Annotated in this window: 8 protein-coding genes; 7 read left to right on the forward strand and 1 reads right to left on the reverse strand. The window is 67.0% G+C overall.

Annotated features, from left to right (window positions below; translation table 11 throughout):
* Positions 1 to 17: 17 nt before the first annotated feature.
* Positions 18 to 1,094, reverse strand: a complete 1,077-nt coding sequence (gene ribD, locus VFO93_RS08310; RefSeq protein ID WP_325133894.1) for a bifunctional diaminohydroxyphosphoribosylaminopyrimidine deaminase/5-amino-6-(5-phosphoribosylamino)uracil reductase RibD — start codon at positions 1,092 to 1,094, stop codon at positions 18 to 20.
* A gap of 85 nt (positions 1,095 to 1,179) precedes the next feature.
* Here ribD and prmC point away from each other — a divergent pair, with 85 nt between their 5' ends.
* The 7 genes from prmC (at position 1,180) to VFO93_RS08345 (ending at position 18,064) form a co-directional block, all read left to right on the forward strand.
* Entirely contained in the window at positions 1,180 to 2,034 is an 855-nt protein-coding gene (gene prmC / locus VFO93_RS08315; RefSeq protein ID WP_325133895.1) for a peptide chain release factor N(5)-glutamine methyltransferase, read from the forward strand.
* A gap of 110 nt (positions 2,035 to 2,144) precedes the next feature.
* Positions 2,145 to 2,639 (forward strand): hypothetical protein, encoded by a 495-nt coding sequence (locus VFO93_RS08320; protein ID WP_325133896.1) that lies wholly within the window; start codon positions 2,145 to 2,147, stop codon positions 2,637 to 2,639.
* A 290-nt stretch (positions 2,640 to 2,929) separates the two neighbouring features.
* Positions 2,930 to 7,426, forward strand: a complete 4,497-nt coding sequence (locus tag VFO93_RS08325; RefSeq protein WP_325133897.1) for a DUF4394 domain-containing protein — start codon at positions 2,930 to 2,932, stop codon at positions 7,424 to 7,426.
* A gap of 74 nt (positions 7,427 to 7,500) precedes the next feature.
* Positions 7,501 to 7,707 (forward strand): PID-CTERM protein-sorting domain-containing protein, encoded by a 207-nt coding sequence (locus VFO93_RS08330; RefSeq protein WP_325133898.1) that lies wholly within the window; start codon positions 7,501 to 7,503, stop codon positions 7,705 to 7,707.
* Positions 7,708 to 7,933: 226 nt separating this feature from the next.
* Positions 7,934 to 11,041: a T9SS type A sorting domain-containing protein gene (locus VFO93_RS08335; protein WP_325133899.1), complete on the forward strand. Its 3,108-nt coding sequence runs from the start codon at positions 7,934 to 7,936 to the stop codon at positions 11,039 to 11,041.
* Between the two features lie 255 nt (positions 11,042 to 11,296).
* Complete coding sequence (locus VFO93_RS08340) at positions 11,297 to 14,074, forward strand: Ig-like domain-containing protein (protein WP_325133900.1); 2,778 nt, start codon at positions 11,297 to 11,299, stop codon at positions 14,072 to 14,074.
* A gap of 246 nt (positions 14,075 to 14,320) precedes the next feature.
* Entirely contained in the window at positions 14,321 to 18,064 is a 3,744-nt protein-coding gene (locus tag VFO93_RS08345; protein WP_325133901.1) for an FG-GAP-like repeat-containing protein, read from the forward strand.
* Positions 18,065 to 18,083: the final 19 nt, after the last annotated feature.

Genomic DNA, 18,083 nt, shown 5'->3' on the forward strand with positions numbered 1-18,083 from the left:
CCGTTACGCGCTGCGCGCTAAACGGTGGCCAGCGGCAGCGCGGCGCGCTGCTCGTTTTCGAACCAGAACAACTTATCCTCCCCCACGTTTTCGACCGCGCGCCAATTGCGCAGCCCCACGCGCGGCGCGGCGACGCCGCGCTCCAGCCGCCGGGGGCTGCGGAAGACGCGCATCTCATCCCACAAGCCGCTGGCCAGCAGTGCTCCAATGGCTGTGGGGCCGCCTTCTACCAGCACCGATTCGATGCCCCGGGTGTGCAGGTCGGCCAGGATGGCGGGCAGCATATCGGGCGCGGCCGCCGCATCGGCGGGTAGGGTAATGAAGTCGAGGTTGAGGCGAGCCTCGCGGTGGCGGAGCGAGTACACGAGCGTGGGCTGCGAGCCGTCGAAGAGGTGGTGCGTGGGCGGGAGGCTCAGGTTTTTGTCGAGCGTGACGCGCACCGGCTGCGGGCCGGGCCACTCGCGGGCGCTCAGGCGCGGGTTGTCGTGCAGGGCCGTGCGGGTGCCCACCAGGATGGCGGCCTCCTCAGTGCGCCACTTGTGGGTGAGCAGTTGGGCCTGCGGCCCGCTTATCTGCACCGGCTGGTAGTGCGGCCCGGCCAGGAACCCGTCGGCCGACTCGGCCCACTTTATCACCACGTAGGGCCGCTTTTTTTCCTGCATCGTGAAGAAGCGCTTGTTGAGCGCGCGGCCTTCAGCGGCCAGCAGGCCGGTGCTGACGTTGATGCCCGCCGCCCGCAGCTTATGCAGCCCCCGGCCGCCCACGAGCGGGTTGGGGTCGTCGTTGCACACGATGACTTCGGGCACGCCCTTGGCGATGAGCAAGTCGGCGCAGGGCGGCGTTTTACCGTGGTGCGCGCAGGGCTCCAGGGTCACGAACACGCGGCTCTGGCGCAGCAAGTCCTGGTCTTCGACGCTGGCCAGGGCGTTGACCTCGGCGTGGGGGCCGCCATATTGCTGGTGGTAGCCCTCGCCGATGATGGTGCCGCCGGGGCCGACTACCACGCAGCCCACCATGGGGTTGGGGCGCGCGGTGCCTTGGCCCAGGGCGGCCAGGTCGAGGGCGCGGCGCATAAATAGCTCGTCGGTGGTCATAGGCGGCGGGAGGGAATAGCGGGCAGCTTACTACGGAAATGGCGCTAAAAATACGCCCGCCCCGGCCGCTTGTACCTTTGGGCCGATGACTACCGCCGCTTTCACCGCCCAGCTCGCCGCCGCCCTGCAAGGCCCCTACCCCGCCGCCGAGGCCGCCGCCATCGCGGCACTAGTTACAGAGACATTACTAGTCCTCAGCCCCTTGCAGCGGCGGATGCAGGCCGCCGCGCCCGTGCCCGCCGAGGTAGCGGCGCGCCTGCCCGACCTCACGGCACGGCTGCTGGCCCACGAGCCGGTGCAGTACGTGCTGGGCACGGCCCACTTCGCGGGGATGGAGCTGGAGGTGTCGCCGGCCACGCTCATTCCGCGCCCCGAAACCGAGGAGCTAACCCAGCTGATAGCCCAGGAGCAGGCCGGCCGCGCCGGCCTCACGGTGCTCGACGTGGGCACTGGCTCGGGCTGCCTGGCGCTGGCCGTGGCGCAGGCGCTGCGGCCGGCGCGCACGCTGGCCGTCGATATTTCGGCCGACGCGCTGGCCGTGGCCCGGCGCAACGCCGCGCGCTACGCGCCGGCCGTGGAGTTGCAGCAGCTTGATATTCTGGCCACTACCCCGGCCATCGGGCCTGGCACGCTCGACGTGCTGGTGAGCAACCCGCCCTACGTGCGCGACAGCGAGCGGGCGCAGATGCGCGAAAACGTGCTGGCCTGGGAGCCCGCTACGGCGCTGTTTGTGCCCGATACCGACCCACTGCTTTTTTATAAGCGGCTGGCCGAGCTGGCGGCCGTGCTCCTGAAACCGGGCGGCGCGGTGTACCTCGAAATCAACGAAGCCTTGGGGGCCGAAACGGCGGCGCTTTTTCCGGCAGCCGATTTTGCGGGGGTGCGGGTGGTGGAGGATTTCTTTGGGCGGGTGCGGTTTGTGCAAGCCAGCCGGCGGTAGGGCAGCGAACCTGCTTTTTTGGGGGCGCGGGTGGCGATTGGGGGTAGCTACAAAGGCTAAATAGCTGAAAATGTCGTAGCTTAGGGCGACCTCTGGCCTCGCACCCCGGCATGAATTTCTTTAAAAAGCTCTTCGCTCGCCCGGCCGCCGCGCCGGTGCCCGCGCCCGCCCCGGCCCCCAACTGGCTGGAGGTCGACGGCCAGATAGTGGACCTCAACACCTACAGCCCGGCCCAGCTGGCGCAGCTCGAAACCGACCTCGTGGCCCGCCGCCAGCAGCGCGAAAGTGAGCTGGCCGACTACCTGCTGAACCTGGCCGCCGAGCGCGAGCGCCTGCTCGCCACCCGCGACGCCAGCTTGTGGGTGCTCACGCTCAAGCTCATGTTTGGGGAGGTGCTGGGGCGGCGGGTCGCCATTCAGGACATCGGGCCGGGGATGCAGCTCCAGCACTTGGTGCTCAGCTTTGGCCAGCCCGACCACGTGGAGGCCCGCCCCACCGGCCTAGCCTTGCTCTACGGTAGCCCGCCCGAGGTCAGCTACTTCGAACTCGACGGGGCTACCATCGTGAAGGCGGTGGTGGGGCTGCGGCCAGCGCTGCCGTTCTGAGCTGATGCTTGTTTAGTAAACTGCTTTTTACAGCCCTCGCCACTGCCGTGGCGGGGGCTTTTTGCTGGGCACCTGGGTGGCCTGGGCATAGCATTCTGGCGGGATTAAGATGAATTAATCATGAAAATTCACGAAAGCCTCATCCAGACCAGTCCTCAGTTCCGTAGGTAGTGCGCTACTGCTGAGGCTGTAGGTTTCAAGTTCCTTTTTCTCTTCACCCAACTGTTTTTTACCGCATGAGCTTACCCTTACTTCCGGGCCCGGCTGCTGGCTGGAGTCTTCGTCACCTTATGGGCGCCACGGCTGGCCTGGGGCTGCTGCTGGGCACCGCCACCGGCGCGCAAGCCCAAATGCTGTATGGCCTGGGCACGCTCACGGCCGCTTTTGGCAACCAGCCCGCCGGTGCGCAGGCCATTATCCCCATCACGGCCGGCAACGGGCAGCCCACGCTCAGCTTCGCCTTCATCACGGGCATCACGGCCGGGCAGCGGCTGGTAGGCTTCGACTACCGCCCCAACACCGGCGAGGCCTTTGTGCTGGGCTACGATGCCAGCGCGGCCGCGCCGGCCACCAATGCGCAGCTTTACACGGTAGTGCCCACGACGGGCGCGCTCACGGCCGTGGGCGCGGCCATGCGCCTGGAGCTGGGCGGCAGCGGCGAGCGCATCGGCTTCGACTTTAACCCGACCGTGGACCGCATCCGGGTGGTGAGTACCAACGACGCCAACTACCGCCTCAACCCCACGACCGGGGCCGTGACTACCGACCTTAACCTCAACTACCTCAGCGGCAGCCCGGCTAACCCCAACGTGGGGGCCGTGGCGTACACCAACTCGTACCGGGCCAGCAGCAATACCGTGCTCTATGACTTCGACGAGGTAGCCGGCATTCTCTCGACCCAGAGCCCGCCCAACGACGGGGTACTGATTGCCCAAAAATCAGTACTCTTTGGTAGCAACCCGGTGGGCTCGCCGGTAGCCATCGACATGGACATCTCGTCGTACACCACGCCGGGCACCGAAGAGGCGTTTGTGATGGAAGTAACCCAGGCCAACGGCAGCGGCTTTTCGTCCAGCAACCTTTACAGCATCGACCTGGCTACCGGGCAGGCCACGCTGCGCGGCAACACCATTCCGGCGTCGGCGACTACACCGTTCAACGTGGAAGACATCGCGGTGTCGATTCCGGCCCCGGCGGCGCTCACGGCCATCACCGGGCAGCTGGTGTACGGCATTACGGCGTCTAACAACCTGATTACGTTTGACTCGCAAAACCCCGGCGTGGTGCGTACCATCGTGGGCATTTCGGGGCTGCCGGCCACCCAGACGCTGGTGGGCACCGATTTCCGGCCCAACACGGGCGAGCTCTTTGGGCTGGGCTACAACCCGGCGGCCACGGGCACCACGGCCAACAGCCAGGTGTACCGCATCGACCTGGCCACCGGCGCGGCCACGGCCGTGGGGGCGGCCATCCGGCTGGAGCTGGGCGGCAGCTCCGAGCAGATTGCCTTCGACTTTAACCCCACCGTGGACCGCATCCGGGTGGAGGGCACCAACGATAATAACTACCGCCTGAACCCCGTGACCGGGGGCATCGCGGCCGTGGATGGCACGCTGAAATACGGCACCAACGACCCCGGCGCGGGCCAAAACCCCAGCGTGGGCACGGGGGCCTACGGCAACTCCTTCGTGGGCTCGACCACCACGGGGCTGTATACCGTAGACCACGCGCTGGGCTACTTCTCGTTTCAGAACCCACCCAACGACGGCACGCTCATCAACTCGCGGGTGCTGACTGGCGTGAACGGCCCAGGCGTGAGCGGGGCCATCGGGGCCATTAACGACCTCGACATTTACTACAACGGCACCACCAACGTGCCCTACCTGGTGGCGGCCGCCGCGGCGACGCCCAATACCAGCCGCTTTTTCCAGCTCACCGACATCAGCATGACCTCGACGGCCACGCAGGTGGCTACCGACCTGGGCCAGATTGGGGCGCTGCCGGTGAGCGTGCGCGACATTTCGATACCGCTGAGCACGGCCTCGGTGGTAGCGGCCAACCCTGGGGCCGTGACCGGGCAGCTGCTGTACGCGATAGCCGGCGGCAACCTCATTTCGTTTGACTCGGGCAACCCCGGCGTGATTCGCTCGGCGGTGAACTTCGGAGGCGGCATCACGACCGGGCAGACGGTGGTGGGCACCGATTTCCGGCCGGCCACGGGCCAGCTTTTTGCCCTGGGCTACGACCCGAGCACTACCGGCACCAACGCGCAGCTTTACACCGTGAGCCTGACCACGGGCGCGCTCACGGCCGTGGGCACGGCCATCCGGCTGGAGCTGGGCACGGGCGCTACGGCGGGCACGCTGCCGCAGGTGGGCTTCGACTTTAACCCCACCGTGGACCGCATCCGGGTGATAAGCGCCAACAGCGGCACCGGCATCAGCAACAACTACCGCCTCAACCCCAACAACGGGGCCATCGCGGCTACCGACACCAACCTGAACGGGCAGGCCGGCACCTACTCGGCCACGGCCTACACCAACAACCAGAGCAACGCCAACACCACGGCGCAGTTCGTGTTCGACTCGAATACCGGGAATATCACGCAGGTTACCAACCCCAACGGGGGCGTGGTGAGTGGCACGTCGTACAGCGTAACGGGCGCGAGCACCACCAGCGGCGGCGATTTTGACATCTACAACACGCCTGGCACCAGCACCAACCAGGGCTTTATTGCCACGGCCGCCTCGTCGGCCAGCGCCAACGACAACCTATACGTAATCGGCGACTTCGGCTCGCCCTTTACCTTCTCGGTTACGAACGCGGGGCGCATCGGGCAGGGCTCGAACGTGAGCGGCCTGGCCGCCTTCATCGCGGCCGGCACCGGCCTGACCTGGAACGGCAGCGCCAGCACCGACTGGGGCACGGCCGCCAACTGGACGCCCGCCCAGGTGCCCGCCGCCAACAGCGACGTGACCATCCCGGGCGGCACGCCTAACCAGCCCACCGTGAGCAGCGCCCAGCAGGCCCGCCTCGTGACGCTGGGCACCGGCGCCGTGCTGACGCTGGCCAACAACGGCACGCTCACCACGGGCGGCAGCTTCACCAACAACGGCGGCAGCGTGGCCGGCGGCGCTACCAGCACTGGCACGCTGGTGCTGGGCGGTACGGCCCCCGTTATCGGCGGCACCAGCCTTTCTACCTTCCCCAACCTGACCGCCAACAGCGTGGCCAGCACGACCGGCCCCGTGGCCGTGCAGCGCGCGCTTACGCTGAACAACAACCTGACCATCGGCAGCGGCGTGGGCTTTACGCTGCTGAGCAGCGCCAGCGGCACCGCCTACGTGGTGAACAACGGCAGCGCCGTGCTCAGCGGCACGGCCACCGTGCAGCGCTCCATCGATGGCAGCCTGAACAGTGGGCCGGGCTACCGCCACTACTCAGCGCCGGTAAGCAACTCCACCGTGGCCGACCTGGCTACCAGCGGCTTCGCGCCCACGCTTACCCAGAGCTACAACTCGGCGGCCGACCCCACGCTGGTGACGCCCTTCCCCACGGTATTTGGCTACGACCAGAGCTTGGTGAACCGCACCAACGCCTCGGGCAACTTCGACAAGGGCTTCTTCGTGCCGGCTTCGGGCAGCACCGCCCTCACGCCGGGCCGGGGCTACGCCGTGAATCTCGATGCCAGCCAGCTGGTTGACTTCGTAGGCACGCTCAACAACGGCGACATCAGCGTGCCGGTAGCGCGCAACGCAGCCGGCACCCTCAACGCCGCCGACGCGGGCTGGCAGCTGCTGGGCAACCCCTACCCCGCCCCGCTCGACTACTCGCTGGTGCAGGCCGCCGACCGCACCGGGCTGGAAAACGCCATCTATACCTACAGCAGCACCGGCCAGTACGTGGGCCAGTACCGCGCCTACAACAATGGTGTGGGCAACCCCATCGTGCCGGTGGGCCAGGGCTTCTTTACGCGGGTAGCCGCAGCCGGTGCCAGCGGCACGCTCACGTTCCGCAACGGCCAGCGCCTGACTACCAGCGACCCCACCACCTTCCAGCGCCCTACTGCCGACCCGCGCCCGCTGGTGCAGCTGGAGCTGCGCGGCAGCACCGGCCCGGCCGATGCCTTCTTCGCCTACGCCGAGGCCGGGGCCACCGCCGCCTACGAAACCCAGTACGACGCCGCTAAGCTGCCCAACCCCAACGGCCTGAACCTGGCCGGGGCCGCCACCAGCGGCGAGGCCGTGGCCATCGACGGCCGCCCGGCCTTCACGGCTGCCACCGTGCTGCCGCTCACGGTGAGCGTGCCCGCCGCCGGCACCTACGCACTGAGCGCCGCCGCCCTCGCCAACCTGCCCACCGGCCTCGACGCCTACCTGGCCGACGACCAAACCGGCCAGACCCTGAAACTGAGCGCCGGCACCAGCTACTCATTCGGCGCCACGGCCGCGCAGGCTGCCGCCCCGATTGCGGGCCGCTTCCGCCTCTACTTCCGCCCCAATGCGCCGCTGGCCACGGTGCCCAGCCTCACCAGCGAAGTAGTTGGCGTGTACCCCAACCCGGCCCATGGGCGCTTCACGGTGGCGCTGCCCGGCCTGGCGCAGGCCACTACCGTGCAGGCCGAATTGCTCAACGGCCTCGGGCAGGTAGTGCGCCGCCAGCAAGTGGCCCTGCCCGCCACGGGCACGCAGTTTGGGCTGGAGGTAGCCGATATGGCCACGGGGGTATATACCTTGCGTCTGCAAGTCGGGGCTACCACCCTGGCCAAGCGCGTAGTTATCCAGTAAGTTAGGGCCGGGGGCGCGGCGCAGCCGGGCCCCCGGTTTATTTTCTCCCACCTTTACACCAACAACACTATTTTATGAAGCAGTTTTTCCTTTCCGCAGCTTTCGCGCTGGGCCTGGCCGCACTGGCCACCCGCCCGGCCCAGGCTCAGCCCGGCACCGGCGGCCCCGCGCCCGGCACGCCACCCGCCGCCGTGCCCCTCGATGGCGGGGCCTCGCTACTCGCCGCCGGGGGCGTGGCCTACGGGCTGCGCTACCTGCGCCAGCGCCGCAAGCAGGCCTAGCCGCCTGGCTTTAGCCGTCAGCACTTAATTGAAACCGCCCCGGCCGCCGTGCGACCGGGGCGGTTTTGCGTTGGCGGGAAGCTGGACGGGAGGCCGCCTCCCGCCGCCGAGACTGGGCAAAGGGCAGTATATACATAGTTCAAGAATAATATGGACTTTAGGGCCGTCCTTTACGGGCGGCCCGGCTGGGCCGTGTCCTTTCCCTTCTCTTCCAACCCGATACTTTATGCTAGACTTCTCCTTTTTGCCGGGCTGGCGGTGGCTGGCGCTGGCCTTGCCGCTGGCCGGGCTGCTGGCCAGCCCGGCGCGGGCGCAGCTGACGCCCACTTTTGCGCCATTCGTTTCCTATACTACCGGGGGCGGCTATCCGAGTGGCCTTGTCGCGGTGGATGTCAACAATGACGGCAAGCTGGATTTGCTCACGGCCAACTACAACCCCAGCGTAGCCAGTGTCTTGCTGGGTAATGGCAACGGTACCTTTCGGCCGGTCCTTGCCTACAGCAGTGGTGGCAGTGGCGCGAGTAAGCTGGCGGTAGCCGACGTCAACGGCGATAGCAAGCCCGATATTCTCATTACGAATGAAGTGAATGGCACGGTTGGCGTGCTGCTGGGCAACGGCGATGGCACCTTTCAGGCGGCGACTACCTACAGTGTGGGCGGAGCCTACGACATTGTCGTAGCTGATGTGAATGGCGATGGCAAGCTCGACCTGCTCACTACCAGCGGCGGCGTAGGCCCTGGCACGGCGGGCGTGCTGCTGGGCAATGGCAACGGCACCTTCCTGCCGGTGGCTACTTTCAGCACCGGGGGAAGCTATCCGCTGGGCCTGGCCGTAGCCGATGTGAATGGCGACGGCAAGCCCGACCTGCTGACGGCTAATAACAGCACGAACAATGCCGGCGTATTGCTGGGCAACGGCAATGGTACTTTCCAGGCTCCGCTCACGTATAACATCAGCGGCCACCCCTACGGCCTGCGGGCCGCCGACGTGAATGGCGATGGCAAAATCGACCTCATCGCGACCATCTCCGACCCCAGTGCGGCGGGCACCGTGGGGGTAGTGCTGGGCAACGGCAACGGCACCTTCCGGCCGGCTACTACTTACCGAACCGGGGGCTATGGCCCAGCTGGCCTGGCCGTGGCCGACGTGAACGGCGACGGCCAGCCCGACCTGCTCGCCACCAATCAGCTATCTACTGCGCAAGGGGTAGGCGTGCTACCGAACACCGGCTCCGGCGCTTTTCCCAATGCCTATACGTTCCCGCTCACCTTATATACTACCCCCCGCTACCCCAGAGACATTATCGCCGCCGATGTCAACAGCGACGGCAAGCCCGACCTGCTCGTGACCACCAATAACAGCGTCGAGGTGAATGTGCTGCTGAACACCACCGCTTACGCCCCCGACCTAGTGGTGAACACGACCACGGATGTGGCGGCGAGCACCTATAACAGCATCACGGTGAACAGCCCCGGCGTGGCTACCCTGGCGGGCGACGTGACCGTGAACACCGCCGTGACCGTGAACAGCGGGGCTACCCTCTACGATAACTGCCGCACCATCCGGGGGGCGGGCAGCTTTACGCTGGCGGCGGGCGCCACGCTGGGCATTTGCTCGCCCTACGGCATTGCGGCGAGCGGCACGGGGCAAACCACCGGCCCGCGCTCTTTCTCCCCCGATGCCAGCTACGTGTACAATGGCAGCGGGCCGCAAAGCACCGGCACCGGCCTGCCCGGCCGCGTGCGCAACCTCACCACCACCAACCGCGCCGACCTGACCCTGACGGCCCCCACCAGCGTGGCGCAGGTGCTCACCATCGGGGCGGCCGGCAACCTGCGCCCCAACGGCAACGCCCTGACGCTGCTGAGCGACGCCGGCGGCACGGCCCTGGTCGTGAACAGCGGCACGGGCGTGGTCATCGGCGGCGTGGCGGTGCAGCGCTACCTCGACCCCAGCCTGAACCCCGGCCTGGGCTACCGCCACTTCGCGCCCCCGGTCACCAACTCCTACGTGGGCGACCTGGCTACCCCGGGCTTCGCCCCGGTGCTGAACCCGGCCTATAATACGGCGGCCAAGCCGGCGCTCGTGCAGCCTTTCCCCACGGTGTTTGGCTACGACGAAACCCGGCTGGCCAGCACCACCAACGACCTGAAGACCTTCGACAAAGGCTTTTTCTCGCCCGCCGCGCCGGCCGACCCGCTCGTGCCCGGCCGGGGCTACGCTGTAAATATCGCTGGCACCGAACTGGTTGATTTCAACGGCTCGCTGCACAACGGCGACCTCACGGTGCCCCTGACGCGCAGCAGCGGCACGCCCGTGGCCCAAACGGGCTGGGCCTTGCTGGGCAACCCCTACGCTGCCCCGCTCGACTTGCGCCTCGTCACGGATGCGGACCGCAACTACCTCAATAAAGCCTTCTACGTGTACCAAAGCACCGGGCAGTACGCGGGCCAGTACCGCAGCTACGTCAACGGCCTTGGCAGCTCGCCGCTCATCGCCAGCGGCCAGGGCTTTTTTGTGCAGCTGGCCGCTGGCCAGGCCAGCGGCTCGCTCACCTTCCGCAACGCGCAGCGCGTGACCAGCTACGCCAGCCAGGCCACCTTGCAGCGCCCGGCCGCCGACCCACGCCCGCAGGTGCAGCTGGAACTGACAGGTGCCGGCCTCAGCGATGCGTTCGTCACCTACGTCGAGGCCGGGGCTACCCCCGCCTTCGATGCCGCCTTCGACGCCATCAAGCTGCCCAACTCTACCGGCCTCAACCTGAGCAGCGTGGCCACCAGCGGCGAGAGCCTGGCTATCGACGCCCGCCCGGCCTTCGCGGCCGCTACCGTGCTGCCGCTCACGGTGGGCGTGCCCGCCGCCGGCACCTACGCCCTGGCCGCCGCCAGCCTGGCCAACCTGCCGGCCGGCCTCGATGCCTGGCTGGCCGACGACCTCACGGGCCAGATGCTGAAGCTGAGCGCCGGCACCAGCTATGCCTTTAGCGTGAGTGTGGCCGAGGCGCAGGCCCTTATCAGCGGCCGCTTCCGCCTGCTCTTCCGCCCCGCCACGGCCCTGGCCACCGCGCCCGCCTTCGCGGCCGAGGGCGTGAGCATCTACCCCAACCCGGCGCACGAGCGCTTCACCGTGGTGCTGCCCGGCCTGGGCCAGGCCAGCACCGTGCGGGCCGAGCTGCTCAACAGCCTGGGCCAGGTGGTGCGCCGCCAAACCGCCGCCCTGCCGGCCACCGGCACGCAGCTCTCGGTTGACGCGGCGGGCCTGGCGGCGGGCGTGTACACCCTGCGCCTGCAAGCCGGCAGCGCCACCCTGGCCAAGCGCCTCGTGGTGCAGTAGCCGCACGGCAAAGCGCCTACCCTACCAACAAAGCCCCGGCCGCCCTGCGGTTCGGAGCTTTGTTCTGGGCGGGCCGGCGGGCCGGACGCAGGCCGATACAGACGTTAAAACCACGGCCCGGATAATCCCGAAAAGCAGTAGCATTATCAGTAAAATATATTTAATACTTAAATAAGTTACATCTTGCTTATTGTCGTAGTTTTGCCCCTGCATAATGCACCCTCACCTTCCCCACCTTATTCATCATTTACCCTTATGAAACACGCTTATCCTTTGCTGGTACCCCGCCCGCTGGCGGCGCTGGCCCTACTGCTGGCCACGGCCGGTGCTACCCACGCCCAGCGTGGCGCACTAGTAAAAACCACTGCCCCGCAGGCCGACCCTACGCGCCCCGCCGCGCAGGCCAGGCCAATGCCGGCCACTGTCACTACCTACCTGCCCGTGGGCACCACCGCCCAGGCGCGCCAACAGACGCAAACACAGACGGCAGCGGCGGTGGCCACTACTACCGTTACGTTCGCCAACACCCAGCAGGGCTGGTTTTCGCCGCAATTTGGGCACAATGCTGGCAACCCCAACTACATTGTGGGAACGTATGATGGCTCTGGCAGAAGCCCTTACCGCAATTTCTTCACCTTCTCGCTGGCAGGCCTGAACCTGACGGGCAAGCAAGTGGTCAGCGCTACGCTTTCGCTGGCTAATGGCCAATCAACTGCCATTCCCAACTCGACGGTTACGTACGCCCTGTATGACGTGAGCACCCCCGCCGCTACGCTGGGCACTACCTACACGGGCGGCAACTCGGTAGTAACGAGCGTATTCAACGACCTGGGCACGGGCCAGTCGTATGGCAGCTTCGTGAATACGGCTGCCAGCACCGGGCGGCGGGTGTACACGCTGGCCGCCCCGGCCCTGGCCGACATTACGGCGCGCGCGGGCCAGAATTTTTCGCTGGGCGGCATGCTCCTGGAAGAACAAGCTACGGTAGACAACTTCCTGTTTGGGCTCACCGGTGGTGATAACTCGGCTACCGGCCAGCAGATTCTGACGCTGGAGTTGGCCGATGCGCAAGCCATCACGACGGGCGCGGTAAGCCCGGCCGTGTGCGCCGGGGCTGCGCTGAGCGTGCCGTTTACGGCGGCGGGCACCTTCGCGGCGGGCAACGTTTTCACGGCCCAACTCTCCGATGCGGCCGGCAGCTTTGCCGCGCCGGTCGCCATCGGCACGCTGGCCAGCACTAGCGGGGGCACCATCGCGGCTACCGTGCCGGCGGCCACGGCGGGCGGCGGCGGCTACCGCGTGCGCGTGGTGAGCAGCAACCCCGCCGTGACGGGCACCGACAACGGCAGCGCCATCACCATCACGGCCCTTCCCACCATCACGATGCTGAGCCCGGCCACCGGGCCGGTGGGCACGCAGGTTACCATCACGGGTACCAACTTTACCGGCGCTACGGTTGTGCGCTTTGGGGACTCGCCCGCCAGCTCGTTTGTCGTCAACTCGGCCACCAGCATTACGGCCGTCGTGGCGCCCGGCACCATCACCAGCACTGTGCGCGTGAGCACGGCCTGCGGCTCGGCTTTTTCCAGCGCTCCCTTCGTGGTGCGCACGGCCCCCACTACCGTGGCCGACTCGTACTCCACACCCCAGGGCGTGACGCTCACGGGCAACGTGCTGACGAATGACCTGGGCACCAACCCCCGCGCCATTCTCATCACCCGCCCCGCCAACGGCACGCTAGCGCTAAACCCCAACGGCTCGTTCACTTACGTGCCCAATGCCGGCTTCACGGGTACGGACAGCTTTACCTATTACGCCTGCGACATGGGCACGCCGCTGCTGTGCGGCAACCCGGCCACCGTTACTATCTCGGTACTGCGCATCGCCCCGGTTACGGTGGCCGACAGCTACACTACGCCGGCCGGCACCCCACTCACGGGCAACGTGCTGACCAACGACTTGGGTACTAACCCCCGCGCCATTCTCATCACCCGGCCCGCCAACGGTTCGCTGGTACTGAATCCTGATGGCTCGTTCCGCTATGTGCCCAACGCCGGCTTCACGGGTACGGACAGCTTTACCTACTACGCCTGCGACCCGAATATGCCGCTGCTGTGCGGCAACCCCGCTACCGTCACTATCACCGTGACGCGCGTGGCTCCTACCACCGTGGCCGACTCGTACACCACGCCCCAGGGCATGACCCTGACGGGCAACGTGCTCACCAACGACCTCGGTACCAACCCCCGCGCCATTCTTATCACCCGTGCCACCAATGGCACGCTGGTGTTGAACCCCAACGGCTCGTTTACCTACGTACCCAATGCGGGCTTTACGGGCACGGACAGTTTTACCTACTACGCCTGCGACCCAGCCATGCCCCTGCTCTGCGGCAACCCGGCTACCGTGACCATCACGGTGACGCGCGTAGCGCCCGTTACGGTGGCTGACAGCTACACTACCCCGGCTGGCACGACGCTCACGGGCAACGTGTTAGCGAACGACCTGGGCACTAATCCCCGCGCTATTCTCATCAACCGGCCCATGCGCGGCACGCTCGTGCTCAACCCCAATGGCTCGTTCAGCTACCAGCCCAACGCTGGCTTTAGCGGTATGGACAGCTTCACCTACTACGCCTGCGACCCGGCCATGCCCCTGCTGTGCGGCAGCCCCGCCACGGTGAGCATCACGGTGACGCCCGCCAACACGGCCGCCCGCCCGACCACCCCGGCCCAGCCCGCCGCTCCGGCCGCCAAGCCCGCCGCCGCTGCCGCAGAGCTGGCCCTCACTGGCAGCCCCAACCCCTTCGGTGAGCAGCTGCGCCTCTCGTTTGCCCTGCCCACGGCCCAGGCTTATACCCTGGCCGTGTACGATGCCCAGGGCCGCCTGGTGCAGCAGCTGGCCAGCGGCCAGGTGGCAGCCGGCCAGGCGCAGGAGCTGGCCGTGCCCACGCAGGGCTACGCTCCCGGCCTCTACTTCGTGCGCCTGAGCACGGCGGCCGGCACCCAGCTGCTCAAGCTACTCAAGCAATAAGCTGACGCGGGCCGGGGGCTACGCCGCTCCCGGCCCGTACCCGAAGCGCCCCGGCTGCCTGGCAGCCGGGGCGCTTTTGCGTTCTGGCATCGTGCGGGAGCCAAGGCCGCCTCGCACTTAAGCAGTTCCGTAGCCGAGCTAAAGTACATTTATTAGCAGGATTAGTGCTATATATCGCCTCCGCGCCAGTAGCTTTGGCTTTACCGCTTACTTCTTCACCTTCCTACCTTACTTCCTACTCCTTATATGCAACACAGGTATTCTTCTTTGCTGCGCTGGGTGCCCCGGCCGCTGGCGGCGCTGGGGCTGCTACTGGCCACGGCCGGCGCGGCCCACGCCCAGACCCCGGCCGCTACGTTTGCCCCCGTGGCTATCTACGGCACGGGCAGCAGCCCCCGCGGTATTGCGGTGGCCGACGTGAATGGCGACGGCAAGCCCGACCTGCTCACAACCAACTCCGGCAGCAACGATGTTAGCGTGCTGCTGGGTAATGGCAACGGCACCTTCCAGGCGGCCACCACCTACGGCACGGGCGGCGGCAGCCCCTTTGGTATCGCGGTGGCAGACGTGAATGGCGATGGCCAGCCCGACGTGCTTACCGCCAACCTCAACAGTAATACGGCCAGCGTGCTGCTGGGTACTAGCAACGGCACCTTTCAGCCGGCCGCTACCTTTAACACGGGCGGCACCATTCCGGTTAGCGTCACCGCGGCCGACGTGAACGGCGACGGCAAGCCCGACCTGCTGGCGGCCAACTCTGGCAGCAGCACGGCCGGGGTGCTGCTGGGCAACGGCAATGGCACGTTTCAGCCGGCTGTTACCTACCGAACGAGCACCAACCCCTTCGCCGTTAAGGTGGCCGATGTGAACGGCGATGGCAAGCCCGACCTGCTTACGGCGAACAGAATCGGCGCCTCGGTGAGTGTATTGGTGGGCAACGGCACGGGTACGTTCCAACTGCTTGGTACCTACGGCGGGGGCAACAGCCTCCAAGGTATTGAAGTAGCCGATGTGAACGGCGACGGTAAACCCGACCTACTCGCGGCTGATAATGGCAGGAACGCCGTCAGCGTGCAGCTGGGCAGTGGCAACGGCTCTTTTCAAGCGGCCACTACTTACTGGGCGGGCGGCAGTCCTTTTGGCATCGCGGTGGCCGACGTGAATGGCGATGGCAAGCCCGACGTGCTCGCGGCCAACAGCAACAGCAGCGGCACGGCCGGGGTGCTGCTGGGCAATGGCAACGGCACCTTTCAGCCGGTTGCTACCTACAACTCGGGCAGCTCCAATCCCTATGGTATTGCGGTGGCCGACGTGAATGGCGATGGCAAGCCCGACCTGCTCCTAGCCAATAGCAGCGGCAGCACGGCCGGGGTGCTGCTGAACACCACGGGGCTTACCCCTACCCTCACCAGCGCCAGCCCCACAAGGGTGCCAGTGGGCGCGAGCGTGACCCTCACAGGTACTAACCTGATGGGGACTACGACCGTGCGCTTCAACGGCACGCCGGCCACCACGTTCAGCGTGGTGAACAGCACCACTATTACGGCTACCGTGCCCAGTGGGGCCACCAACGGCCCCGTGACCGTGACTACGCCTTTCGGCATCGGCGGCGGCTGGATATCCTTCATGGTAACGACGGTGCCCACCCTGACGACGGTAGTCGGCAGCCTGACGGGTACCAGCGCCGTGCTGGGCGGCAACGTCACGGACGATGGCGACGGCACCGTCACGGAGCGGGGCGTGGTGTACAGCAGCACGACTACCGCGCCCGCCATCGGCGGGGCGGGCGTGGTGCAGGACGCTAACGGCGCGGGCCTGAGCAGCTTTTCCAGAATCTTTGCGGGCCTCGTGCCCGGCACTACCTACACGGTGCGGGCCTACGCCACCAACGCTGCGGGCACCAGCTACGGGGCGGCCGTCAGCTTTACGCCGCAGTCCCCTACCAGCGTCGTGTCCATCAGCCGGGTCGATGCCAGCCCCACCAACGCCAGTACCGTGCGCTTCACCGTCGTGTTTGCGGCTCCCGTTACGGGGCTTTCCAGCAGCAACTTCTCGCTGCCCGTCACGGGCAACATCGCGGGGGGCTATGGTGGCACCATCACGAGCGTGAGCGGCGCGGGCACCACCTACACTGTTACCTTACTCACCGGCGCCGGCGCGGGCACGGTGGGGTTGAACGTGGCGAACGACGACAACCTCACGCCCGGCCTCGCCGGGCTGCCCTTCGTGGGGCCCGCCTACACGATTGATAAAATACCGCCGACGGCCCGCATCACCAGCCCAACCGCTCCGAACCTCGCCGGCACCACTACCTCGCCCTTCATTTTCAACATCACCTACTCCGAGCCGGTTACGGTCCTCATCCCCCCCACGCTGGCCAACGCCACGAACGTGGGGCCGGGCTCCACCATCGCCAGCAACGGCACGGGCGGCTTTACCCTGACGATAGTGCCGGCGGCGGCGGGCCAGGTATCGGTAAACGTGCCCGCCAACTCGGTGGTCGATGCTGTGGGCCTCACCAACGGCAACGCGCAGTACTACGCTATTTATTACAACGTGCCCACGGCGGCCCCGGTGCTCACGGCCCCGGCCACTGGCACCACCGCCCCCTCCAACCAGCCCACCTACGCGGGCACGGCCCCGGCGGGCAGCACCGTGACGGTGTACCTGGCCATGGGTAGCGGCGCGACCCAGGCCATCGGCACTACCACGGCCACGGGCGGCAGCTTCAGCCTGACGCAGCCCACGGCCCTGGTCAACGGCACCTATTCGGTGTACGCCACAGCCCAGAACCCCGGCGCCAACCTGAGCTTCGGCAGCAACCTGGCTACGTTTGTGGTGGCTGCCCCCCGCATCGACGGCCTAAGCCCGCTTTCCGGGCCGGTGGGCACACCGGTGCTGATTCTTGGCAGTAACCTGACCGGCGCTACCGCCGTGAGCTTCAACGGCACGCCCGCCAGCTCGTTTATCGTTAGCCCGTCTGGCAGCATTACGGCCGTGGTGGCGGCCGGCACCACCACCGGCCCCGTCAGCGTGAGCACGCCCGGCGGCACGGCTACGTCCGGCACCAGCTTCGTGGTGCGCGTGGTGCCTACTACCGTAGCCGACTCGTATTCAACCCCGGCCGACGTGACGCTGACGGGCAACGTGCTGACCAATGACCTGGGCACCAACCCGCGTGCCATTCTCATCATCCGCCCCACCAACGGCACGCTCGTGCTCAACCCCACTGGCTCGTTCAGCTACCGGGCCAACCCGGGCTTCACGGGTACCGACAGCTTCATTTACTACGCCTGCGACCAGGGCACGCCCCTGCTCTGCGGCAACCCCGTGACCGTGAGCATCACCGTGACGCCCGGGCTGGTGGCCCCCGTCACGGTGGCCGATAGCTACACTACCCCGGCCGGCACGACGCTCACGGGCAACGTGCTGACCAACGACATCGGCCTCGCGCCGCGCGCTATTCTCATCATCCGGCCCACCCACGGCGTGCTCGTGCTCAACCCCGATGGCTCGTTTAGCTACGTGCCCGACGCGGGCTTCGCGGGGCTCGATAGCTTCATCTACTACGCCTGCAATGCTGGCCAGCCCCTGCGTTGCGGTAGCCCCGCCACGGTGAGCATCACCGTGCTGCCCACCAACACGGCCGCGCGCGGGGCGACCGGCTTGGCCACCGGGGCCCCGGCTGCCAAGCCGGTCGTCAGCGCGGCGGGCGGCGCTGCCGTGGCCCTGGAGTTGACCCTGGCCGGCCACCCTAATCCATTTGGCGACGAGTTGCAGCTCAGCTTTTCGCTACCCATTGCCCAGGCTTACACCCTGGCCGTGTACGACGCCCAGGGCCGCCTGGTGCAGCAACTAGCCAGCGGCCAGGCCAAAGCCGGGCAGGCCCAGCAACTGGCCGTATCCACCCGCGCCTACGCCGCCGGCCTCTACCTCGTGCGCCTGAGCACGGCCACCGGCACCCGCCAGCTCAAGCTAATTAAGCAATAAGCTGACGCGGGCAATAGAC

It is taken from the genome of Hymenobacter sp. (genome assembly GCF_035709525.1).
Classification (GTDB): Bacteria; Bacteroidota; Bacteroidia; order Cytophagales; family Hymenobacteraceae; genus Hymenobacter.